The 21,361-nt window shown below is 69.1% G+C and carries 18 protein-coding genes; 8 read left to right on the forward strand and 10 right to left on the reverse strand.

What is annotated here, in order from left to right; translation table 11 throughout:
- The first annotated feature begins 102 nt into the window (after positions 1-102).
- Complete coding sequence (locus tag ACN20J_RS38585) at positions 103-954, forward strand: helix-turn-helix domain-containing protein (RefSeq protein WP_419667694.1); 852 nt, start codon at positions 103-105, stop codon at positions 952-954.
- A 49-nt stretch (positions 955-1,003) separates the two neighbouring features.
- Here ACN20J_RS38585 and ACN20J_RS38590 read toward each other — a convergent pair whose 3' ends face one another.
- A complete protein-coding gene (locus ACN20J_RS38590) occupies positions 1,004-1,387 on the reverse strand; it encodes a hypothetical protein (protein WP_419667695.1) in 384 nt (127 codons plus the stop codon).
- Positions 1,388-1,585: 198 nt separating this feature from the next.
- Here ACN20J_RS38590 and ACN20J_RS38595 point away from each other — a divergent pair, with 198 nt between their 5' ends.
- The gene (locus tag ACN20J_RS38595; protein ID WP_361894894.1) at positions 1,586-1,972 is read left to right on the forward strand and encodes a peptidase inhibitor family I36 protein; all 387 of its coding nucleotides are present in this window, start codon (positions 1,586-1,588) and stop codon (positions 1,970-1,972) included.
- 129 nt (positions 1,973-2,101) lie between these two features.
- Here the strand turns inward: ACN20J_RS38595 and ACN20J_RS38600 are convergent, their stop codons facing one another.
- The 9 genes from ACN20J_RS38600 to ACN20J_RS38640 all read right to left on the reverse strand — a co-directional run bounded on the left by ACN20J_RS38600 (position 2,102) and on the right by ACN20J_RS38640 (position 13,684).
- Positions 2,102-2,902, reverse strand: coding sequence for an ABC transporter permease (locus ACN20J_RS38600; RefSeq protein WP_055613107.1), 801 nt, complete (start codon positions 2,900-2,902; stop codon positions 2,102-2,104).
- Position 2,903: 1 nt separating this feature from the next.
- On the reverse strand, positions 2,904-3,707 hold the full coding sequence (locus tag ACN20J_RS38605; protein WP_055613106.1) for an ABC-2 family transporter protein: 804 nt from the start codon (positions 3,705-3,707) through the stop codon (positions 2,904-2,906).
- Positions 3,708-3,709: 2 nt separating this feature from the next.
- On the reverse strand, positions 3,710-4,705 hold the full coding sequence (locus ACN20J_RS38610; RefSeq protein WP_361894903.1) for an ABC transporter ATP-binding protein: 996 nt from the start codon (positions 4,703-4,705) through the stop codon (positions 3,710-3,712).
- An 84-nt stretch (positions 4,706-4,789) separates the two neighbouring features.
- Positions 4,790-7,672, reverse strand: coding sequence for a glycoside hydrolase family 2 TIM barrel-domain containing protein (locus tag ACN20J_RS38615; RefSeq protein WP_419667696.1), 2,883 nt, complete (start codon positions 7,670-7,672; stop codon positions 4,790-4,792).
- Positions 7,673-7,684: 12 nt separating this feature from the next.
- Entirely contained in the window at positions 7,685-8,503 is an 819-nt protein-coding gene (locus ACN20J_RS38620) for a carbohydrate ABC transporter permease (protein ID WP_419669030.1), read from the reverse strand.
- Between the two features lie 74 nt (positions 8,504-8,577).
- Complete coding sequence (locus tag ACN20J_RS38625; RefSeq protein WP_419667697.1) at positions 8,578-9,540, reverse strand: carbohydrate ABC transporter permease; 963 nt, start codon at positions 9,538-9,540, stop codon at positions 8,578-8,580.
- 23 nt (positions 9,541-9,563) lie between these two features.
- Positions 9,564-10,829, reverse strand: a complete 1,266-nt coding sequence (locus ACN20J_RS38630; RefSeq protein WP_189840727.1) for an ABC transporter substrate-binding protein — start codon at positions 10,827-10,829, stop codon at positions 9,564-9,566.
- Between the two features lie 168 nt (positions 10,830-10,997).
- Positions 10,998-12,299: an ROK family transcriptional regulator gene (locus ACN20J_RS38635; RefSeq protein WP_419667698.1), complete on the reverse strand. Its 1,302-nt coding sequence runs from the start codon at positions 12,297-12,299 to the stop codon at positions 10,998-11,000.
- A 140-nt stretch (positions 12,300-12,439) separates the two neighbouring features.
- Positions 12,440-13,684: an FAD-binding protein gene (locus tag ACN20J_RS38640; RefSeq protein WP_419667699.1), complete on the reverse strand. Its 1,245-nt coding sequence runs from the start codon at positions 13,682-13,684 to the stop codon at positions 12,440-12,442.
- A gap of 248 nt (positions 13,685-13,932) precedes the next feature.
- Between ACN20J_RS38640 and ACN20J_RS38645 the strand changes: the two genes are divergently transcribed.
- The 6 genes from ACN20J_RS38645 to ACN20J_RS38670 all read left to right on the forward strand — a co-directional run bounded on the left by ACN20J_RS38645 (position 13,933) and on the right by ACN20J_RS38670 (position 21,324).
- Positions 13,933-14,940 (forward strand): hydroxyacid dehydrogenase, encoded by a 1,008-nt coding sequence (locus ACN20J_RS38645; protein WP_190227051.1) that lies wholly within the window; start codon positions 13,933-13,935, stop codon positions 14,938-14,940.
- Positions 14,937-16,568: a GH39 family glycosyl hydrolase gene (locus ACN20J_RS38650; RefSeq protein ID WP_190227052.1), complete on the forward strand. Its 1,632-nt coding sequence runs from the start codon at positions 14,937-14,939 to the stop codon at positions 16,566-16,568. Before ACN20J_RS38645 ends, ACN20J_RS38650 begins: the two co-directional genes overlap by 4 nt.
- A gap of 36 nt (positions 16,569-16,604) precedes the next feature.
- Complete coding sequence (locus ACN20J_RS38655; RefSeq protein ID WP_372505462.1) at positions 16,605-17,669, forward strand: LacI family DNA-binding transcriptional regulator; 1,065 nt, start codon at positions 16,605-16,607, stop codon at positions 17,667-17,669.
- Positions 17,670-18,115: 446 nt separating this feature from the next.
- Positions 18,116-19,456 carry an ABC transporter substrate-binding protein gene (locus ACN20J_RS38660; RefSeq protein WP_419667700.1) on the forward strand — a complete coding sequence of 447 codons (1,341 nt, stop codon included), beginning with the start codon at positions 18,116-18,118 and terminating at the stop codon, positions 19,454-19,456.
- A gap of 3 nt (positions 19,457-19,459) precedes the next feature.
- Entirely contained in the window at positions 19,460-20,392 is a 933-nt protein-coding gene (locus ACN20J_RS38665) for a carbohydrate ABC transporter permease (protein ID WP_246574889.1), read from the forward strand.
- Entirely contained in the window at positions 20,389-21,324 is a 936-nt protein-coding gene (locus tag ACN20J_RS38670) for a carbohydrate ABC transporter permease (RefSeq protein WP_419667701.1), read from the forward strand. Before ACN20J_RS38665 ends, ACN20J_RS38670 begins: the two co-directional genes overlap by 4 nt.
- The last annotated feature ends 37 nt before the right edge of the window (positions 21,325-21,361 follow it).

A 21,361-nucleotide genomic window follows, 5' to 3' on the forward strand; every position in this document is an offset into this window, starting at 1 on the left:
ATGAGCGGTGGCGCCTTACACGTCCACCAGGCCACTGTCGGCGAGTTACAGACGGCCGCGTCCACGGTCCTCGCCCCACTAGCGGTGACGGCACCAAGAGCGTTGACCAGTACGGGGGTTGAGGCGGGCGCGTTCCGGGCCGACATCGACGCGGCGGTCGTCGGACGGGCGGCGGTGGCGCGGATCCGTGGCTCGGGGCATCTGGTCCAGCGGTCGGCGCGCGCGATCTCGTCGACCGACCCCGAGCTGCTGAAGATCACCCTGCACAGGTCTCCCGAGCCCGCCGCGGCGGACCAGGGCGGCACCCAATCCCGGGCGCAGAGCGGCGACTTCGTGGTCTTCGACATGACACGCCCGTACCGATTAGCCGTCGCCGACGGCTGTGACGTCATGGCCGTCGGCATCTCGCGCACCGAACTCGGGCGGCACGCCGACACCGTGGCAGGTCGGGCGGCTCGTCGCCTGCCCGCCGACTCCGGTGCGCAGGCGGTGCTCGCCACGTTCCTCCAGGGCCTCGGCAGCCACCTCGACGAACTGGCGGGCCCGGCGCAAGCGCACGCGGGAGACGCCCTGGTGTCCCTCCTCCTGGCGGCCTTCACGGAGACCGAGCCGGGCCGGATGGACACGGCCACCGAACTGGTCGACCGCATCCGCGTCTACGTACTGGCGAACCTCTCCGACCCGTCCCTGTGCGTCGACTCGGTCGCGGCGGCCCACGGCATCTCGGCCCGCCAGCTCCACCGCCTCTTCCACCACACCGGCATCCCCTTCGCGGCCTGGCTGCGTGGCGAACGCCTCGGCCGCGTCCGCCGCGACCTCCTGGACCCCGCCCAGGACGGCCGTACGACAGCCGCCGTAGCCGCCCGCTGGGGCCTGCACGACCCACGCCACCTGGCCCGTGCCCTCAAGTCCCAGTACGGCACGACGGCCCGTGACCTTCGACGGGAGCGGTGACCGGGATCCAGGGTCTGTCTGACAGGCCCCGGGGCCCCTCTGACAGACCCTAGATCGCGCAGCCGTTCGAGCCGGGCACGCCGTCGATCCAGTTGGTGTTGTTCTCCACGTAGTAGCTGGAGATGATCCCGTACTTGTCCCAGCCCCGCGGCGCGACCATGACCCAGTACGGGTTGCCGCCGACTGTCTGGCCCGGGATCTGGCAGTACACCAGCACCTCGTCCCACGAGTTGATCTGGCCGATGACGCTGGGGCAGTTGGAGGTGCTCGGCGAGTGGATGCAGTTGCCCTCGTTGATGTCGCGGACGTTGACCCCGTCCGCCCACACGCCGTACCAGCCGCGGCCGTGCCCATCGGCTGCGGCGCTCTGGGCGGTGGTGAACATGAGGGCGAATGCTCCGGCGGCGGCGAGTGCCGCGGTCATCTTGCGCATGACGTTCCTTTCGATGCCGTGGCGGGTCGGACTGTGGGTTGGTTCCGTACTCGTCGCCCCGCACTGTAGGCAGACCCGGGAGGCTCTGGTCCCTGACATCTGTCAGGGACCAGAGCCTTGGAACAGGAGCAATGCTTGGCCACTTGGAAGCGGCCGGACGGCAACAGCCGCCCGGCAGTGACTGAGACGGAGGAAACTTTGAAGGCACGGTTTCGCAAGAAGGCGGGCGTGGGCGTAGCGGCACTGCTGATGACGGCCGGCATGGGTGTGGCCTCGGCGCCACCGGCGTCGGCCGCCCCGGCGGACTGTCCCCGGGGATACGTCTGCGTCTGGAACAACGACGTGGCGTGGGGCGCGCCGACGTGGATGTCGCAGGGGAACCTGTACAACCTGCACTCGGACCACGGGATGTACATCCTCAACAACGGTGTGCGGTTCCCGGGCGCGGACCACATCCGGTTCAACCTCACCGCCCAGGCGGGCGGCAACTTCCAGGGATGCCTGCACTACCCGAACGACCCCAACGTCGACATCTTCCTGGGCCCCGTCACCCTGCACAGCGCGGAGTGGGGCGGCGAGTGCTGAGCTGATCGCCGGCCCTCGGGCGACGCGGCCCTGAGCGGCCATCTGCACAGGTCACGGGGGTGCCTGTGCCAGGGCCGTCAGGGCCGCGTCGCCCCGGAAGGCCCATGGCAGGACACCGGGGCGGGCGCCTCAGCCGTTCACACCCGTGTAGTGCCGAAGGCTCCACCTCCACAGCAGCCGCGACCCCAGATAGGCCGCCGCCCCGAGCAGGGGTGACACGGCCGCCAGCCAGTACGGAACAGCCGTGTCGTGCCCGGTCAGCACCGCCGCCGGGAAGTACGCGACGAACGCCAGCGGCAGCCCGAACGTGAGGAAGCCGCCCACCGCCTTGGGCAGCACGTTCAGCGGATAGCTGCCGAACGTGCCCAGCAGTTCCTCCAGCCAGCGACCCCAGTAGTCGGCGGCCGGGAAGCGCAGCGAGGCGCACGCGACCGCCGTGAACATGGCCGCTTCCAGGAGCATTCCGCCGAGCACGCAGACGACGAGATACGTGATCCGCGTCGCCGTCCAGTCCAGGTCGCTGCGGCTCAGGGCGCCCGCCATCAGACCGGCCGCCACGGTCAGGTCACCGATCGCGTTGGTGGGGAAGTAGGACAGTTGGAGCTGGCGGTAGACCGGCATCGGGCGGACCAGATACGTGTCGATGACCCCCTCCTGGATGTGCCGCGCCAGACCGTGCACCCGTCCCAGGAACAGCACGAACAGGCCGTGCGCGAGCATGCGCGTGGCCGGGATCAGCAGGACGTCCGAGCTGTCCCAGCCGCCCATCCCGCTGAACCGGGTGAGCAGCACGGTCGCGAACACGATCACCGACACCTGCCAGACCGCGCCGATCGCGATCATCATCAGGAACTCGGAGCGATACTCCAGCTGGGCACGGAAGTTGAGCCGGGTGATGCGCCAGACGACACGAAGAGCCTTGGTCGACATGTCAGCCTCCCTGCGAGATCACGCGCCGGGCGGCCCGCCGCCACAGCAGCCGGGTGAGCAGGGCGAGGGCCACCACCCAGGCGGCCTGTACGGCCAACTGCGGGCCCGCGTCGGACAGTTCGATGCGGCCGACGTACAGCGACAGCGGCACGCTCAGCGTCGCCTGGAACGGGAGGAAGCCGCTCATGGTGATGAACCAGTCCGGGAAGAACCACAACGGCGCGTACACCCCGGACAGCAGGTTCTGCGCGAAGATCAGGATCAGCATCGCGGCGCCGTTGCGGAGCGTCCAGAAGCACAGCTGGTCGATGGCGAGCATCACGTAGTAGAGAACCCACTGCCCCAGGAACGCGCTGACCGCGAACACCCCGGCCACGGCAGCCGACTTGGGCGGGTCCACGACCCCGGCGGCCAGACAGATCACGTATCCGGCGAGCACCCACACCAGCCCGTACAGCTGCTCGCCGAGCGCCCGCAGCGCGTAGTAGCGCTGGGGCGGGAGCGGGCGCAGGTACCAGTAGATGATCGTGCCGAAGTGCATGTGCTGGAGCACGGTGTCCCGGCCCGCGTACTGGTCCAACTCCCTTATTCGGGTGGCCAGTACGGCCAGTACGGCATACGTGACCGCCTGGTCCTCGGTCAGGCCGGCGGTCGTGCCCGTGGCCGAGTACAGGCCGTGCCACAGTGAGGCGACCAGCACCACCTGCACGGTGAGCCGGAGCAGTGCGGCGGTCATGCGTGGCGGGGTGTGGAGTTCGCCGAGCGGGGTGACTCGGGCGGCCCGCCAGCCCTGGAGGACGGCCATGGTCACTCGCCCCCCGCCTGGACGTACGCGGCACGCATCACGTCCTCCAGGTCGGCCTCGTCCAGGGCGATGTCGGTCACCTCGTACCGCTCGATGACCTGCTTCAGCGCCTGGTGCATGGCCGGAGCCGTGGGTCCGTCCGGTCCGAAGACCACCTGTGGGCCTTCGCGCCGCACCAGCACCATGCCCGGCAGCGCCTCGACGGGCGTGTGCGGGTCGGCGAGCGTCACCCGCACCTGCCAGGTCGAGCCGAACTTCCGCCGGATCTCGTCCAGCGTGCCGTCCAGGACGAGCCGCCCGTGGTTGATCAGGACGACCCGCTCGGCGAGCCGCTCGACCTCCGTCATGTCGTGCGTGGTGAGCAGCACCGTCCGCCCGCGCTGTTCCACCTGGTACCGGAGGAACTCGCGGACCTGCTCCTTGACCACCACGTCCATGCCGATGGTGGGTTCGTCGAGGAACACCACCCGCGGATCGTGCAGCAGAGCCGCGGCCAGGTCGGAGCGCACGCGCTGGCCCAGCGAGAGGTGCCGTACGCGGGTGTCCCAGAAGGAGGACAGGTCGAGCAGCTCGTCGAACTCCCGCAGTCGCGTGCGGTGTTCGTCCTCGGGAACGTCGTAGATGTCGCGCAGGATCGCGAAGGACTCCCGCACCGGAAGGTCCCACCACAACTGGGTGCGCTGCCCGAACACGGCCCCGATGTTGCGCGCGTTGCGCTCGCGCTCCTGGTACGGGACCACGCCCGCGACCCGGGCCTCGCCGGACGTGGGGGTGAGGATGCCGGTGAGCATCTTGATGGTGGTGGACTTGCCCGCGCCGTTCGGCCCGAGCAGGGCGAGGAGTTCGCCGGGGGCGACGTCGAAGGTGATGTCGGAGACGGCGTCCTTGGCGACCCGTTCCGGATTGACGAGAGACCTGACGGCGCCCATGAAACCGGGGCGGCGCACGGTGGTGTGAAAGGTCCGGGACAGGCCACGGACCTCGATGGAACCGATCACGCGGGGAACCTCCGGGGGAGCGGGAGACACACGAACACGACCGTCCGGCTGGGGAACCGGACGGTCATGTGACCGGTAACATTGTCAGTCGTCGACCGTGGAGAACACAAAGGAGAATTCAGCCGGTCGAACCCGCAGCCGGTACCGCGGCAGCACCCCGGGACCGCACGACTGCGAGCCGATGCCCTGCTGACCGTGGTCGAGGTTGACCCACACGGTGTCGCCCGGCGTGAGGTCTGTCAGATGCCGGGCCGCGTCCAGCTGCTCGGTCGTCCACCGCCGCGCGGTGAACCAGAACTCCGGGTCGCCCTCGATCCGCAGGTCTCCGACCTCGGCCCAGCGGACGTCGGCGCGGGCGCCGTTCTCCTGCGGGCGCACGTACGGCGTCTGCAGGTCGTCGACGTTCGCGTCCCACAAGAGCGCCTTCGCCGCGGCCCTGGTGTCCGGGTACGCCTCGCCACCACTGCCGAACCACGTCACGTTCTCCCCGGACGACGCCGGCAGCCCCAGCCGGATGCCGAGCCTGGGCAGCGGCACCGTCCAGTCGCCCTCGGGACCAACCGAGACGGTCAGGCGCAGCCGTGTCCCGTCGGACGTCCACCGGTACACGGTGCGCAGGCCCACCTCCCGGCCGGCCGGTGCCACCCGGGTCCGTACGGTCAGCGCGTCGTCCGCCAACTCCACCGCGTCCAGCCGGTGTCGCATGCGGTGCAGGCCCAGCTTGCGCCACACCTCGCCGTCGCGGACGTCGTCCTGCCAGGACGCGCCGTCGTCGTTGTCGGTGGTGGCGCGCCACACGTCCAGGCGCAGGCCGGTGACCTCCGTCGTGCCGATGGTCCGCAGGGCGCCGGTGCGGGCGTCGAAGGAGGCCGGGCCGAGGGTGATCCGGTCGCTGTCGGCCGAGGGTCGCGCTCCGGTGGCCGCCGGAACGGGCCCGCGCGGCGTGACGGTCTGCTGCGCCCACGCCACCTCGTGGCTGCGGCCCGCCCAGGAGGTGTCCTCGGCGAGCAGCGCGCGGACCGTCCACTGGACCTCCTCGCCCTGCCCGTCGGGCGCGGTCGCGGGCAGCTTGACCTCGGCCGACTCCCCTGGTGCGAGCGGCGGCACGGTGAGCCGGTGCGCACCTGTGGGAAATCCGTCCACCTGGTACGAGAACTCGAACTCCAGGTGCGAGAGGTCGGCGAAGTCGTACGCGTTCGTCACCCGTACCGTGCCGTTCGTGCCGTCGCCCTCTATACGGACCGGCTCGATGACTTTCTTGTACTCGATGAGCCCCGGCGAGGGCCTGCGGTCCGGGAAGAGCAGCCCGTCGCAGACGAAGTTCCCGTCGTGCAGCTCCTCCCCGAAGTCACCGCCGTACGCGAAGCCGTACCGTTCGTCCTTGACGCCGTGGTCGATCCACTCCCAGATGAAGCCGCCCTGGATCCGGTCGTGCGCCTCGAAGATCCGCTGGTAGTCGGCGAGTCCGCCCGGACCGTTGCCCATGGCGTGCCCGTACTCGCACTGGATGAACGGGAGTTGGCGTCGCTTGAGCGGCCCGCCGTCCAGGCCCTTGCCGATCCGCTCGACCTCGGCGTGGTCCGCGTACATCCGCGAGTACATGTCCGTGTCGCGGCAGTTCCAGTCGCCCTCGTAGTGGATGAGCCGTGAGCGGTCACGGCCACGGATCCACTCGGCCATCGCGGTCAGCCCGCGCCCGGTGCCCGCCTCGTTGCCCAGCGACCAGATGACGATCGACGGGTGGTTCTTGTCGCGCTCGACCATCCGGGACGCCCGGTCCAGGAGCGCCGGCGTCCAGCGCTCGTCGTCCACCGGATTGTCCCGCCAGCCCTGCTCGGTGAAGCCGTGGGTCTCCAGGTCGCACTCGTCGACGACCCACAGCCCGTACTCGTCGCACAGGTCGAGGAAGGCCGGGTGCGGCGGATAGTGGGAGGTGCGCACGGCGTTGATGTTGTGCCGCTTCATCAGCAGCACGTCCTCGCGCATGGTCTCCAGATCGAGGGCGCGGCCCCTCTCCGGGTGCCACTCGTGCCGGTTGACGCCCTTGAACAGGACCGCCGTACCGTTCACCTTGATCAGGCCGTCCGCCAGCACGACCGTACGGAAACCGATCCTGAGCGGCACCCGCTCGCCCTCGGTGACCAGCGTCCCGTCGTACAACCGGGGCGTCTCGGCGGTCCACGGCCGGACCGGCACGGTCACCGACTCGCCCGTCGCGACATCGATGTCCAGCTCGGGCACGGTCACCCGCCCGTCGACATCGGAGTCGACGCGCAGGGTCCCGGTGCCTTCGAGATGGTCGTACGAGGCGTGCACGAAGAAGTCGAGCGCGCTGCCCGCCGGCCGGTGCAGCAGCGTGACGTCCCGGAAGATGCCGGGCAGCCACCACTGGTCCTGGTCCTCCAGGTACGAGCCCGCCGACCACTGGTGCACCCGGACGGCGAGCACGTTCCCCGACTCCTTCAGGAGGTGCCCGACCGCGAACTCGTGCGCCAGCCGGGACCCCTTGAACTCACCGATGTCCGTCCCGTTCAGCCACACCCGGGCACACGACTCCACCCCGTCGAAACGGAGCACGGCCCCACCGTCCGCCGGCCAGCCGTCCGGCAGGTCGAAGACCCGCAGATGGTCGCCGGTCGGATTCTCGGTCGGCACCCGCGGCGGGTCCACCGGGAACGGATAGAGGTGGTTGGTGTAGATCGGCGCGCCGAAGCCCCCGTCACCCTGGAGGACCCAGTGCCCGGGGACCCGCACCTCGGGCCAGTCCCCGGCGTCGAACCCCTCGGCGGCGAACGACTCGTCCTCGGCATCGGCCGTCGCCGACAGCCGGAAACGCCAACTTCCGTTCAGGGAAAGGGAATCGGCGTCCGAGGTGGCGTACCACGCCCGGGGCGGCAGCGCGCCGCTCCCGGGCGAGACGTCCTCGACGTAGTCGACGCCGGCGGAATGGGTGGTGCGCAAAGACATCGGTCTCCTAGGTCAGCCCTTGATGCCCGTCTGCGCGACCCCCTGCACCAGCCAGCGCTGGAGGAACAGGAACACGAGAACCAGGGGCAGGATCGAGATGGCGGTGGCCATGAAGATCAGGTGGAAATTGACGGTCTGGTTGGTCATGTACGAGGAGAGCGCCACCTGCACGGTCCACGCCTCCTGGTCCTGGCCGATGACCAGCGGCCACAGGAAGGCGTTCCAGCCGCTGATGAAGGTGATCGTGGCGATCGCGGCGAAGAAGTTCAGCGAGTTGGGCACGACGATGCGCCAGTACGCACCCCAGTACCCGAGCCCGTCCACGCGCGCCGCCTCCTCCAGCTCTTTGGGGAACCCCAGGAAGTACTGCCGGAACAGGAAGCAGGTGAAACCACTGAACAGCCCCGGAACGATGAGACCTTGCATACTCGACACCCAGCCGAGCGACGAGACCAGCACGAAGCTCGGTACGAAGGTGACGGCGGCCGGGACCATCAGGGTCACCAGGACCGCGTAGAAGATCTTGTTGGCGTGCTTGTAGGGGATGCGGGCGAGGCCGTAGCCCGCCAGCGAGCAGACCAGCAGGGTGCCGACGGTGTGCAGGACGCCCACGACCGTCGAGTTCCACAGGGACCGGGCGAACGGGACCGTCGGGTCGTCGAACAGCTCGGTGACGTTGCCCCACTGGATGTCGGTCGGGAACCACTTCCAGTTCTCACCGGTGATCTCGGCGTCCGTGGACAGGGCGTTGCGGACGATCAGGTAGAAGGGGATGAGGAAGAGCAGGGCGCAGACGGCGGTGGCGATGTAGAGGCCGGCGGAGCCGAGCACGCCACGCCGGTCGCGCCTGCGCTCGCGCCGCTTCGGGGGCTCGGGATCGGCCTTGCGGGTTTCGATGACGGTCGTCACTTGGAGCCGTCCCCCCTTCCGAAGCCCAGGAACCTGCCCTGGAGCATGGTCACCATGCAGATCAGCAGGGTCAGGATGACCGCGCCCGCGCTGCCCGCGCCGTAGTCCTGGTCGTCGCCCAGGGCCGTGTAGTACAGCTCGACTAGCGGCGGGCGGCCCCAGGTCGTCTTCGACAGCAGGTTGAAGAACTCGTCGAACGCCTGGTACGCGGCCACGAGCAGCAGCAGGATCACCGCCGTCGAGGTGGCCCTCAGCTGGGGCAGCGTGATGTACCTGAAGGTCTGCCAGCCCGGCTTGGCGCCGTCGATAGCGGCGGCCTCGTACAGCTCCGGTGGGATGTTCTGCAGGGCCGCCAGGAACAGGATCATGTAGAACCCGGCCTGGAGCCACAGCCGTACGGTCACGATGACCAGCCAGTACCAGGGCGGGTTCGGGTCGGCCAGCCAGGCGATGTTCTCGACGCCGAACCAGCTGAGAACGGTGTTCATCATGCCGAAGCGGACGCCGCTGAAGATGGACATCTTCCAGATCAGCGAGGCGGCGACGAAGCTGCACGCCGTCGGCAGGAAGAAGACGGACCGGAAGAACGCCTTCATGAAGCGCAGCCGGTGCACCATCAGTGCCAGCCCGAGCGACAGCGCCCAGGTGACCGGCACGATGATCACGGCGAACACGGTGAACGTGACGAGCGCCTTGGTGAAGTCGCCGTTCGTCAGCATCAACTTGTAGTTGTCGAAGCCGATGAACTTGTCGGGCGTGACCGTGTAGCGCGCCTCGAAGAAGCTGAGCCAGGCGCTCCAGCCGATGGGTATGTAGACGAAGATCACCAGGCCGATGAGGAACGGACCGGTGAAGAGCCAGAAGTTGAACGTGCTGCCGCCCATGCCCCGCCGCGGCTTGGTCTTGGAGACCTTGGCCGGGGCGGGGCGCGTGGCGTCACGCGTCGTGGTGGTCGACATGTCGCTACCTGTTGTCCGTCGGCCTATCCGAAGAGCTTCTTGAGTTCGAGGTTGACCTTCTTGTCGGCGGCGTCCAGGGCCTTCTCCGGGTCCATGCCCTTGCGGACGGAGTTGGCGATCACTTCTTCGAGCGCGGTGATCATCGCCTGGGTCCAGGAGATGTTGTCGAAGCGCCCGTAGTCGGTGAAGAGCTTGACGCCCTCAGCGGGCAGGCCCGACTTGAGCTTGGTGGCGGACTCGGCGATCGAGGTGCGCGGCGGGATGTGGAAGCCGTAGCTGAGCGCCCAGTCCTCCTGGTACTTCTTCTGGTCGATCCAGAGCCACTTCACGTACTCCTTGGCCAGGTCGACGTTCTTGCCCTTGGCGTTGACGAACATGGACCAACCGCCGTTGTAGACCGCGGGCTTGGCACCGGAGGCAGCCGAGGGGAAGGGGAATATGCCCAGGTCGTCGCCGAGGGCCTTCTGCATCACGGGCATGGCCCACATGCCGCACCACTGGATGGCGGTCAGACCCTGGACCAGCGCGGACGGGTCCCAGTAGTCGGCGGGGGCGTCCAGGAGCAGGTGGCCGCTGGTGAACATCTTGCGGTACACCTTCAGCGCCGCGGCCACGTCGTCGGTGTGGTAGGCGATCTCGTTCTTGGCGTTGAGCTGGTCGGCGCCGGCCGCCCAGACCAGGGCGTAGTTGGTCGACACCATGTTGTTGCCGAGGAACAGGCCCTTGACCTTGTCGGTGGTGAGCTTCTCGGCGGCCTCGGCGAGCTCTTCGAGGGTCTGGGGCACCCCCACACCCGCCTTCTCCAGTACCGACTTCCGGTAGTAGAAGAACTGCGGGTCGTCGATCATCCGGACGCCGTAGACCTTGCCGTCGACCGTGTGGGACTTGATGTCGGCCGGATTGAAGTCGTCCTTGACCGGGGCGATGATGTCGTCCAGCGGCGCCACCTGGCCGCTCTTGATCATCTGAAGCTGCGGGTGGAACTCGAAGACGTCGGGCGCGTTGTCGGTGAGCAGCGCCGAGAACAGCTTGCTCTCGAAGTTGTTGCCCGTGATCCACTGGGTGGTCACGCGGGCCTCGTCGTAGGCCTTCGCGTACCGCTTGATGGCCTCCTGCGTCCCGGCCTCCCCGTACGCGTGGAAGTACTGCACCAGTCCCTTGCCCGAACTGCCGCCGCCCTCACGGCCGGTGTTGCCGCCGCAGGCGGCCAGCGGACCCAGTGCGGCGAGGCCCGCCGCGGCTCGCAGTACGGATCGACGGTCCCAGTTGCTGCTGCTCAGTGCCGACATTCTGACGTCCTTGTCTCGAGTACGGCTGCGGCTCGAAATCGCTGTGCGGTGGCGGGACGTTAACCTTCGGCTAATGCTTCGGCAAGGGGTTGGACGAAGTCTGTTCGAAGCGTTGCCCATCGTCCGGGATACCGGACATGGCGGGGCGTCGACGTCAAGAAGACGGCATCAAGAAGACGGCGCTGTACGGCTCTTGACGGAGGAGGCACGACGCGAAGCGGCGGTCGTCCTGCCGCTCGCGGGTCTCAGTCCCACCGAGCTGAGGGCACCCTCCAGCGCGAACGTCGCCGCGCCCAGGCACACCGGGTCCGTGGGAATGGGGGAGAGGACGATCTCGGTACTGGCCAGCGGCCGTCGCAGCGCATGCCGGGCCACGGCCTCGCGGACCTCGTACAGCAGCGGCTCACCGAGGGTGGCCGCGACCCAGCTGCTCAGCACGACCACCTCGGGGTTGAGGAGGTTCACCAGGTCGGCGATGGAGGCACCGAGATAACGCGCGGTGTCCCGCACCACCTTGGTCGCCACCGGGTCATGCGCGGCGACCCCGCGGGCGAGCGCGTTGATCGTCGCGGTCTGGTCCTCGGGATGCAGAAGCGTGCTGTCGGGGCTCGACTCCCGCAGGTTCAGCATGATTCCGGGCGCCCCGACATACGTCTCCACGCACCCGTGGTTGCCGCAGTGGCACGGCCGCCCGTCCAGTACGAGCGTGGTGTGCCCCCACTCGCCGGCGCTGTTGCTGACCCCCCGGTGCAGCCCGCCGCCCAGCACGAGCCCGGCGCCGACGCCCGTCCCCAGGTTCACCACCACGGCGTCCCCGCGCCCGCGTGCCGCCCCGAACCACAGCTCGGCGACCGCGCAGGCACGCAGCGGATTGTCCAGATACAGCGGATACGCGATGTGCTCGGCGAGCAGGTCGAGCAGCGGCACGTCGTGCCAGTCCCAGTTCGGTGCGTACTCCGAGACACCCGCCTCCCGGTCCACCTGACCCGGCACGCTGACCCCGACGCCGAGCACCCGGGCGCCCTCGATACCGGCCTGCGCGACCACCGAGCCGACGGCCGAGGCGACATGCCCGACGACCTGCTCCGGACGGATCTCACCGGGGCGCATGTCCTCGTCGGCACGGGCCAGCACGCCCAGCGCCAGGTCGAACAGCTCGACCCGGACGTACGTCTCCGCGATGTCGACGCCGATCAACGCGCCCCCCGACGCGTTGACGGCCACGAGACCCCGCGGGCGGCCACCCGCGGAGTCCTCGAACCCGACCTCCGTCAGCATCCCCAGGTCGAGCAGCTCCCCGACCAGCGTGGCGATCGTCGCGAGACTCAGCCCGGTGGCGGCGGCCAGCTCCTGGCGGGACGTGGGCGAATGGGCGATGATCTGGCGCAGCACCCCATAGCGGTTCGCGGTGCGGATGTCGCGTGATGTGCGCTTCACCAGAATGTGCCCCCTCGGTCCCCGCCGGGCCATGGCGATCCCCGACGGCCCCGGCGCGGCGCAAGGCTATGACCGCCCGAGGACTTTCGACAAGGGGTTAGGAAAGGGGCTGTACAAAGTCCCTGCCGCTCACAGTGGGCAGAGTGGGGATCGAGCCGTCCGGCCCCGGTCCGTCACCCGCCCAGCACCTCACCGACGAACGCGTTGCGGAACGTCCCCGTCGGGTCCAGCTCCCCGGCCAGCTTCCTGAACTCCGCCATCTGCGGATAGCGCCCGCGCACCACAAGCGCCGCCATCGTGAACACCTTGCCCCAGTGCGGACGCGGATCGAACGGCGTGAGCGCCTCCTCCACCCGCCGCACCACGGGCAGCACGGCCGCCGTGTCCTCGACCCAGGTGAAGTGGAGGGCCACCGTGTCCCGCCCGTACGCCGGACTCAGCCACTGCCGGTCGGCCGCGACCGTACGCACCTCGCAGACCTGCAGCACCGGCGCGATCCTCTCCCGGATCGCGTCGAGCGCGCGCAGGGCACCCGTGGCGTGCGGACGCGGCAGCAGGTACTCCGACTGGAGCTCCGCACCGCTGCTAGGCGTGAACTCCGGCCGGAAATGCGGCAGTCGCTCGTGCCACGGGCCGGGCACCCCGAACTGCTGCGTGCAGTTCCCGGCGGGCATTCCCGGCACCGGGTGCATCGCCTCCGTGGCCGGCTCGGCCCACGGAAACCCGTCCCACGGAACATCCGTACGCCGCTTGACCCACGCCTGGACGAAGCCCGACCGCCGCCAGTCGGTGAACAGACTCACGCTGTACGCCGACGCCGACACCGTCTCGAAGTCCAGTTCCGCCAGCGACAGCCGGCCGAACACATGCTGGGCGACCTCGAAGTCCGGCTCCAGGTCGAGCGTGAGCGCGGTGACGACACCGAGCGCGCCCAGCGAGGTCACGGCCCCGCTGAAACGGGGGTCGCCCCGGCCGATCGTCAGCGCCGAACCGTCGGCGAGGACCAGCTCGACCTCCCGTACGGGCGAGGCCAGCGAGCCGTTCGCGTTCCCCGAGCCGTGCGTGCCGGTCGCCACCGAACCCGCCACCGAGATGTGCGGCAACGAGGCCATGTTGGGCAGCGCGAACCCCCGCTCGTGCACCGCCCGGGCCAGTTCCGCGTACCGCACCCCGCCCGCCACCCGGACCGTACGGGCTTCGGCGTCCACCTCGACCGACGGCGGCAGCCCCGTCAGCGAGAGGAGCACACCCTCACTGCCCGGGTCGGCGATCTCGTTGAACGAGTGCCCGCTGCCGAGAACCCGCACACGGTCGGCACGCGAGACAAGGGCCCGCAGCGCGTCGAGCGAGTGCGGCTGCTGCAGCTCCTTGGCGGAGTAGGTGATGTTGCCCGCCCAGTTGGTCAGAGCCTCTGCCATCCGTGGTCCTCCCGGAAAGTTTTTGTCGACCGGCGAAACGGCCACCCTTCGAACCTACCCGCCCCTGTCCCACCCCAGGGGCGCGGGGAACCGCACGCCCAGCCCCGGCCGACCCGCACCCACCCAGTCACAGTCGGACCCCCGTCCACTCACCACCGGGCCCCGTCCATTGACCCTCTCGCTCCGCGAGACCTACCGTAGAGACCGGTTGCTATAAACGCGTCACCGACCCGGAAGGCCACCCCACCTTGCGCCCACGCCCCGCCGCACTTTTCGCCATGACAGCCGAGAACGTGCCCCACATCTTCCCTCCGGACGTGCTGGCCCGCCTGGGCAACGCGGTAGAAATCGATCCCACTCTGACGGCCGAGAACTTCACCGACCCCCGAGTCCGGGACGCACTCGCCGACACGGAGATCCTGATCACCGGCTGGGGCTGCCCCCACATCGACGAGGCGGTCCTGGCCGCCGCACCCAGGCTGCGGGCGATCCTCCACGCGGCCGGCTCGGTCAAGGGACTCACCTCGCCCGCGGTCTGGGAACGCGGCATCACCGTCTCCTCCGCGGCCGGCGCGAACGCCCTCCCCGTGGCCGAGTACACGCTCGCCATGATCCTCCTGGCGGGCAAGGACCTCTTCGCCCAGCGCGACCGCCTGCGCGCCCAACGCGCCTTCCCCTACGGGGAGATCATGCCGGGCATCGGCAACTTCGGCCGGCGCGTGGGCGTCGTCGGCGCCTCCCGGATCGGCCGCCGCCTCATCGAACTGCTGCGCCCCTTCGACCTGCGGGTCACCCTCGCCGACCCGTACGTCGACGCGACGGAGGCCGCCGCCCTCGGCGTACCCCTGCTGCCGCTCGACGAACTGCTGCGCACCAGCGACATCGTCACCGTCCACGCCCCGCAGACCCCCGAGACCCTCCACCTCATCGGCCGCCGCGAACTCGCCCTCATGCCGACGGGGTCCGTGCTCGTCAACACGGCCCGCGGCGCCCTCCTCGACCACGACGCCCTCGTCGAAGAGCTGCGCGCGAACCGGCTCAGTGCGATCCTCGACGTCACCGACCCGGAACCGCTGCCCGTCGACTCGCCGCTCTTCGACCTGCCGAACGCGTTCATCACCCCGCATCTCGCGGGCTCGCAGGGCAACGAGGTGGCCCGGCTCGGTCTCGCCGTCACGGAGGAGGCCGAACGCCTGCTGTCCGGACGGGAGTTGGCCCACGCGATCGACCACGCCGTACTGGAGCGCACCGCATGACCTCGATCCTGACCCCGCGGGCCGACGCCGCCGCCGCGGGCGAGCCCCTGCACCACTTCTGGTCCGTCTGTGCCGGCGCGGGCCGCGCGGCCGAGGGCCTGCGCGCCTCCTGGCAGGAGCAGTTGCGCCAGGTCGCGGAGGGCTGCGGCTTCAGATACGTACGCTTCCACGGCCTCTTCCACGACGACATGTTCGTGTACCGGCTCGGCGGGGACGGACAGGCCGTCCTCAACTTCCAGTACGTGGACGACCTGTTCGACCGGATCCTCGACGCGGGCGTGCGCCCGTTCGTCGAACTCGGCTTCAGCCCAGGAGACTTGGCCCGCGAGAAGGGCACCATCTTCTGGTGGGGCGCCCACGGTTCCCCGCCCACCGACCTGGTGGCCTGGGCGAGCCTGGTCTCCGCGACCGTCCGCCACTGGGTCGCCCGGTACGGGATCGACGAGGTCCGCCAGTGGTACTTCGAGGTGTGGAACGAGCCCAACCTCGACCCGTTCTTCCGCGGCACCCGGGCCGAGTACTACGACCTGTACGCGGCAACGGCCCACGCCCTCAAGGCAATTGACCCCGACCTGCGCGTCGGCGGCCCGGCCACCAGCAACTTCGTGCCGGACGCCCGCTTCGACGGCGACACCGAGGACAAGAGCGGCCACGTCACGGTCACCGCAGACAACCTCGACGCCCTGGAGTGGCGGCCCGTCTGGCTGGAGCACTTCCTCGACCACTGCTCCCGCGAACGGCTGCCCGTCGACTTCGTCTCCTGCCACCCGTACCCCACGGACTGGGCGCTCGACGACCACGGTGAGGGCGCCCACTACACCCGCGGCGCCGACGCCACCCGCAGGGACCTCGCGACGGTCCGGGACATCGTCGGCAAGAGCCCGTTCCCGGACGCCGAGATCCACCTCACCGAGTGGAGCTCGACCCCCTCCTCCCGGGACCACACCCACGACCACCCGCAGGCCGCGACCTTCGTCGTCCGGGCCAACCTGGAGTCGATCGGCCTCGTCGACTCGCTCGCTTACTGGACGTTCACGGACGTCTTCGAGGAGATGGGCGCCGGGGACACCGCCTTCCACGGCGGCTTCGGACTCCTCAACCAGCAGGGCATACCCAAGCCGACGTACCACGCCTACCGGTTCCTGCACGCGCTAGGCGACGAACTCCTCCTCCACGAACCGGGCACGGTCGTCACCAGGGAGGCGGCCACCGGCCGGATCATCGCCCTCACCTACCACTACCCGCCCGAGATGCCGCTCGCCGTGCCCCTCTCGACCCCGGACCGCACGGTCGCCGAGCGGACGCTGGCGCTGGGCACCCCGGCCCCGTACACCCTGAGCCTCACCGGACTGCCGTCCGGCGCCGCCTTCACCGTGGAGATCCTGGAGCCCGGCAGCGCGTCCGGCGGCGACACCCTCGCCGCCTGGCGCGAGCGCGGCGCACCCGACCCGCTCTCCCGCGAGGACATCGCCGCCCTGCGTCGGACGGCCCCGCGCACGGAGACCGTACGGGCCGACGCGGCGGGCGAGCTGACGTACGAACGGCGGCTCGCGCCCTGGTCGGTGGTGCTCGTGCGGCAGGACGACGGGGGCCCGACCAGCGCGGACGAGAACCCGGCCACCCCATAGGGTGACCGGTACAGAGCAGGGGAGGGGAGCCCACCGGTGGCCAAGAAGACGGAGCCCGTGATGGGCAATGACGCCTCCACGGTCCGGGACGTCGCCGCACGGGCCGGGGTCTCCGCCTCGACCGTCTCCCGGGTCCTGGGCGGCACCTACCCGGTCGCCGCGAGCACCCGCGCCCGGGTGCTCAAGGCGATGCGCGAGCTCGACTACGTGGTCAACGCGCACGCCCGCGCGCTCGGCGGCTCCACCAACAAGACGGTGGCGTTCGTCGTCGACGACGTCACCGGCCCCTTCTACGCCCACATCGCACGCGGTGTGGAGGAGCAGGCGTCCGCCGAGGGCAGGCTCTGCATGCTGTGCACCACGCACGGCGATCCGCAGCGCGTCCTCGCCGTCGTCGAGACCATGCGCGAACAGCGGGCCGATGCCGTGATCGTCGTCGGCGGTGCCTGGGAGGACAAGGCCTACCAGGACCGTATGACGCACTTCGCGCACGCCCTGGACCGGGTGGGTTCCCGGCTCGTGCTGGTCGGCAGGCCGCCGCTCGGCCCGGGCGTGCCCGCCACGGTCGTCGAGTACGACAACGAGGGCGGCGCCTTCGCGATGACCACCCACCTGCTCACCTCGGGCCACCAGCGCATCGCCTACCTCGGCCGGGTGCCGGGCCTGTCCACCAGCGATCAGCGCCTCAGCGGCTTCCGGCGCGCACACGAACTGCTTGGGCTGGCCCCGGACCCGAAGCTGATCCTGGACGGTACGTTCAGCCGCTCGCACGGCTATCAAGGGGCGCGCCAACTCCTCGCGTCCGGCGCCGACTTCACGGCCGTGTTCGCGGGCACCGACATGGTCGCGGCGGGCGCGCTGCAGGCGCTGCGCGAAGCGGGCGTGAGTGTCCCCGACGACGTGTCCGTCGTCGGCTACGACGACGTGCCACTGGCCCTGGACCTCTTCCCGGCCCTCACCACCGTCAACGTCCCGCACGAGGAACTGGGCCGCGCGGCGGTCCGGTTGGCCCTGCACCGCGAGGAACTCCCGGGCAGCCAACACCTGGTGCTCGGTACCCACATCGTCCTGCGGGACTCGACACGGCGACCGGGGCACTGACTTTTCCCGGCTGGCATGGGGTTCCGGGCACTGACTTTTCCCGACCGGCATGGGCCCGGGCGCTGACCTTCCCCGGCGGAAGCTGGCCGGCGGCCCTCAGCGGCCCTCAGCGGCCCTCAACGACCCTCGGGGATCCGGGCCGACTTCCCTGCCCCGCCCCTGACTTCCCCCTTCCACCCCCTCTCCGAGGCAGCCTCGACGCTTCCCTGGACAACCGGTCTCTAGAGAACCAGCTGTCCGGTAGGCACCCATTTTCCGGTTACTCGTTCGAAATCCCGTTCAACGCCGGGCGAGTTGGCCCGGTTCCCCAGTTTTCTCTGCCCGATGTCTTGCCGACGTCCGGGACCGGTTCTAGCTTCCATAGAGACCGATTTCTATGGCGCCCTCGGACGGCAGAACCCGAGCGGCGGACGGTCCCCCCTGTTCCAGTCCCCTCAGGAGCCGCCATGCCCCAGCCCCGTGTCCCGCACCGCGCGACCCTGTCCGCCGCCGCGCTCGCCACCGTGCTCGCCCTCACCGCGACCGCCTGCGGCGGCTCCGACGACTCCTCGGACCAGTCGAAGGGGCCGGTCACGCTGGAGTACTGGAGCTGGTCGGAGACGAAGAACGTCGACCCCGTGGTGGCCAAGTTCAACGCCACGCACACCGGCATCAAGCTCAAGTTCGTCAAGCAGGCCGACAACCCGGGCACGGCACAGAACCTGCGCAACGCGGTCGCCGCCAAGAAGGACGTCCCCTGCCTGGTGCAGAACTTCGGCGAGGTGCCGAGCCTCGTCGGTGAGGGCCTGCTGAGCAGCGTCGACAAGGAACTCAAGCCGTACCTCGGCCGGTTCAACCCGGCGGCCCTGCCCAGCGTCCAGGCGGGCGGCACCTACTACGCCGTCCCGACCGGCTTCAACCCGACCTTCATGATGATCAACCGCTCGGTGTACGACAAGTACGGCGTCGACGTCCCCAAGACCTGGGACGACGTGATCGCCGCGGGCAAGAAGCTCAAGAAGCACGGCGTGTACGTCATGAACCTGGCCGGCGAGGACCCGTCCACCCTGGTCAACCTGGTTCAGCAGGCGGGCGGCACCTGGTACGAGCAGAAGGGCGACAGCTGGAAGATCGACTTCCTGTCACCGGAGTCCCTCAAGGCAGCCGACATAGTGCAGCAACTGGTCGACGGCGGCCTGGTCGCCAACCAGACCTACCAGGACCGGCCCGCCCTGATCAGCTACTTCGACTCCGGGAAGATGGTCTCGCTGCCCACCCAGACCTGGCAGCTGCAGAACTACGAACTGAACTACAAGAAGTCCCTCGGCGACTGGCAGCCCATCGACCTGCCCCAGTTCGCCGACGCCACGGAGTTCACCACCCCCTCCTACAGCGCCAACAACGGCGTACTCGTCCCCAAGGGCTGCGAGCACGTCAAGGAGGCCGTCGAGGCGGCGGTGTGGATGAAGACCGACAAGACCGGCATCGACTCCACCTACCAGAAGGACACCAAGCAGTACGAGTGGCCGGGCGCCGTCAAGGACGTCACCCCCTGGGTCGACTCGGTGGTCACCGACAAGCTCTTCGGCACCCACAAGTCCGAGGCGCGCGGCGTGATCCTCAAGTCCGTCGAGCACGCGAAGAGCAACTGGACGGTCGGCCCCAACTACACAGGTCTCTTCGCCGAGTTGCAGGACCAGTGGGCGAAGATCGTCACCAAGAAGATGACGGTGAAGCAGGCCCTTGAGCACCTCCAGGAGTTCACGGTCGACGACCTGAAGTCCAAGAACATCAACGTCGAGGGCTGACCCATGGCAGCCGTCACCGAGTCGCCGTCCCGGGCCGCGCGCCTGGGATGGCGGCGGATCATGGCCCTCAAGGGCGCCTCGTTCACGGTCCCCTTCTTCCTCGGGTTCCTCCTGTTCACCGTGACCCCGCTCGTCATGGCGCTCAAGGAGAGCCTCTACAGCGAGAAGGGCTCCGGGCTCGGATTCGGCGAGAAGACCGTCGAGTTCGTCGGCCTCGACAACTTCGTCGAGGGCTTCGGCGACGGCCGCTTCTGGGCCTCGATGCTCCGCGTCGGCCTCTTCGCGGTCATCAGCATCCCGGTCATCCAGGTCGCCAGCGTTGGTCTCGCCCTGCTCCTCGACGCGGCCTCGCAGCGCGTCGCCGACCGGTTCCGTATCCCGCTGCTGATCCCGTACATGATCCCGGGCATCGTCGCGACCCTGATCTGGATCTACCTCTACAGCCCGGTCGTCGGACCGCTCACCCCGTTCTTCGACCTCTTCGGCATCGACGCCAACTTCTACGGCGGCGAACTCATCTGGGTGTCCATCGGCAACCTGATGGCGTGGAGCGGGATCGGCTTCAACATGCTGATCGTGTACTCGGCGCTGCGGTCGGTGGACGCGAACGTGTACGACGCCGCCCGCATCGACGGGGCCTCCGAGTGGCGGATCGCCTGGTCGATCAAGGTGCCGCTGGTCCGCCGCTCCCTGGTCCTCACCACCGTGCTCAGCATCATCGGCACGCTGCAGATCTTCAGCGACACGATGCTCTTCAAGTCCATGGCACCGGAGACGGTCACCCGCGACTTCACCCCGATCATGGCGATCTACGACTGGGCCTTCCAGCAGGGCAACTTCAACTACGCCTCCGCCCTCTCGATCATCCTGGCCCTGGTCGTCGGCACCGCGTCCGCACTGTTCTACCGACTCACGAACAAGGCGCCCACCTCATGACCGTGACCATCGGCCCTTCCTCGTCGACGACCACCCCGGGGCCCCCGCGCCCGAAGCGGAGCGCCGCGTCCCGCGCCAAAACCGGCCCCGTCCGGCACTCCCGGCGGACCAAGGCCCTGGTCCTCGGCGGAGTCGTGTTCTTCACCCTCTACTCGCTGGCCCCCGTGTGGTGGCTGATCGTCTCGGCGACCAAGAACCAGTCCGACCTCTACACCACCAACGGCCTGTGGTTCTCCGACCTGCACTTCACCGACAACCTGAAGGCGCTGTTCACCTACCAGGACGGCATCTTCCTCAAGTGGCTGTGGAACACGCTCTATTACGGATTCGTCGGCACCGCCGGCATGACCCTGGTCTGCGTCGCCTGCGGCTACGGCCTCGCGATGTACCAGTTCCGCGGCCGGGGCGTACTGATGGGCTGCATCATCGGCTCCTTCCTCGTCCCGCACGCACTGCTCACCATCCCGTCCTTCCTCCTCTTCACGGACCTGCGGATGGTCGACACCCCGTCGGCGATCATCGTGCCGAGCCTGTTCAACGCCTTCTCCGTCTACCTCGCCAAGGTGTACGCGGAGGGAGCCATCCCGCCCGAACTCCTCGAAGCGGCCCGCATCGACGGCGCGGGGGAGTACCGCATCTTCTTCACGGTCGGAGCCCGCCTGATGTCCACGGGCGCGGCGACGATCTTCCTGCTCGGCTTCGTCGGCTCCTGGAACTCGTTCTTCGGACCCCTGGTGTTCCTGCGTACGCCGGAGAAGTGGACCGTGATGGTCGGCCTCTACTCCTGGCTGAAGGTCAAGGTCGACACGTCCGCCGACCTGACCGGCATGGTGGTCGTGGGCTCGCTGCTCTCCCTCATCCCCATGGTCATCCTGATGATCTCGATGCAGCGCTTCTGGCGCTCCGGAGTCACGCTGGGCTCCCTCAAGTAGCCCGAGCACCACGCGGCCGGTCGTAGCCGACGCGGAG

The organism is Streptomyces sp. 2-1 (assembly GCF_048564895.1).
GTDB lineage: Bacteria > Actinomycetota > Actinomycetes > Streptomycetales > Streptomycetaceae > Streptomyces > Streptomyces phaeochromogenes.

Excerpts from the sequence above, each read along its gene's own strand:
- ACN20J_RS38590 (WP_419667695.1), bottom strand. The coding sequence starts at position 1,387 with ATGCGCAAGATGACCGCGGCACTCGCCGCCGCCGGAGCATTCGCCCTC.
- ACN20J_RS38600 (WP_055613107.1), bottom strand. The coding sequence starts at position 2,902 with ATGTCGACCAAGGCTCTTCGTGTCGTCTGGCGCATCACCCGGCTCAAC.
- ACN20J_RS38605 (WP_055613106.1), bottom strand. The coding sequence starts at position 3,707 with ATGGCCGTCCTCCAGGGCTGGCGGGCCGCCCGAGTCACCCCGCTCGGC.
- ACN20J_RS38615 (WP_419667696.1), bottom strand. The coding sequence starts at position 7,672 with ATGTCTTTGCGCACCACCCATTCCGCCGGCGTCGACTACGTCGAGGAC.
- ACN20J_RS38625 (WP_419667697.1), bottom strand. The coding sequence starts at position 9,540 with ATGTCGACCACCACGACGCGTGACGCCACGCGCCCCGCCCCGGCCAAG.
- ACN20J_RS38630 (WP_189840727.1), bottom strand. The coding sequence starts at position 10,829 with ATGTCGGCACTGAGCAGCAGCAACTGGGACCGTCGATCCGTACTGCGA.
- ACN20J_RS38635 (WP_419667698.1), bottom strand. The coding sequence starts at position 12,299 with ATGGCCCGGCGGGGACCGAGGGGGCACATTCTGGTGAAGCGCACATCA.
- ACN20J_RS38640 (WP_419667699.1), bottom strand. The coding sequence starts at position 13,684 with ATGGCAGAGGCTCTGACCAACTGGGCGGGCAACATCACCTACTCCGCC.
- ACN20J_RS38650 (WP_190227052.1), top strand. The coding sequence starts at position 14,937 with ATGACCTCGATCCTGACCCCGCGGGCCGACGCCGCCGCCGCGGGCGAG.
- ACN20J_RS38660 (WP_419667700.1), top strand. The coding sequence starts at position 18,116 with ATGCCCCAGCCCCGTGTCCCGCACCGCGCGACCCTGTCCGCCGCCGCG.
- ACN20J_RS38665 (WP_246574889.1), top strand. The coding sequence starts at position 19,460 with ATGGCAGCCGTCACCGAGTCGCCGTCCCGGGCCGCGCGCCTGGGATGG.
- ACN20J_RS38670 (WP_419667701.1), top strand. The coding sequence starts at position 20,389 with ATGACCGTGACCATCGGCCCTTCCTCGTCGACGACCACCCCGGGGCCC.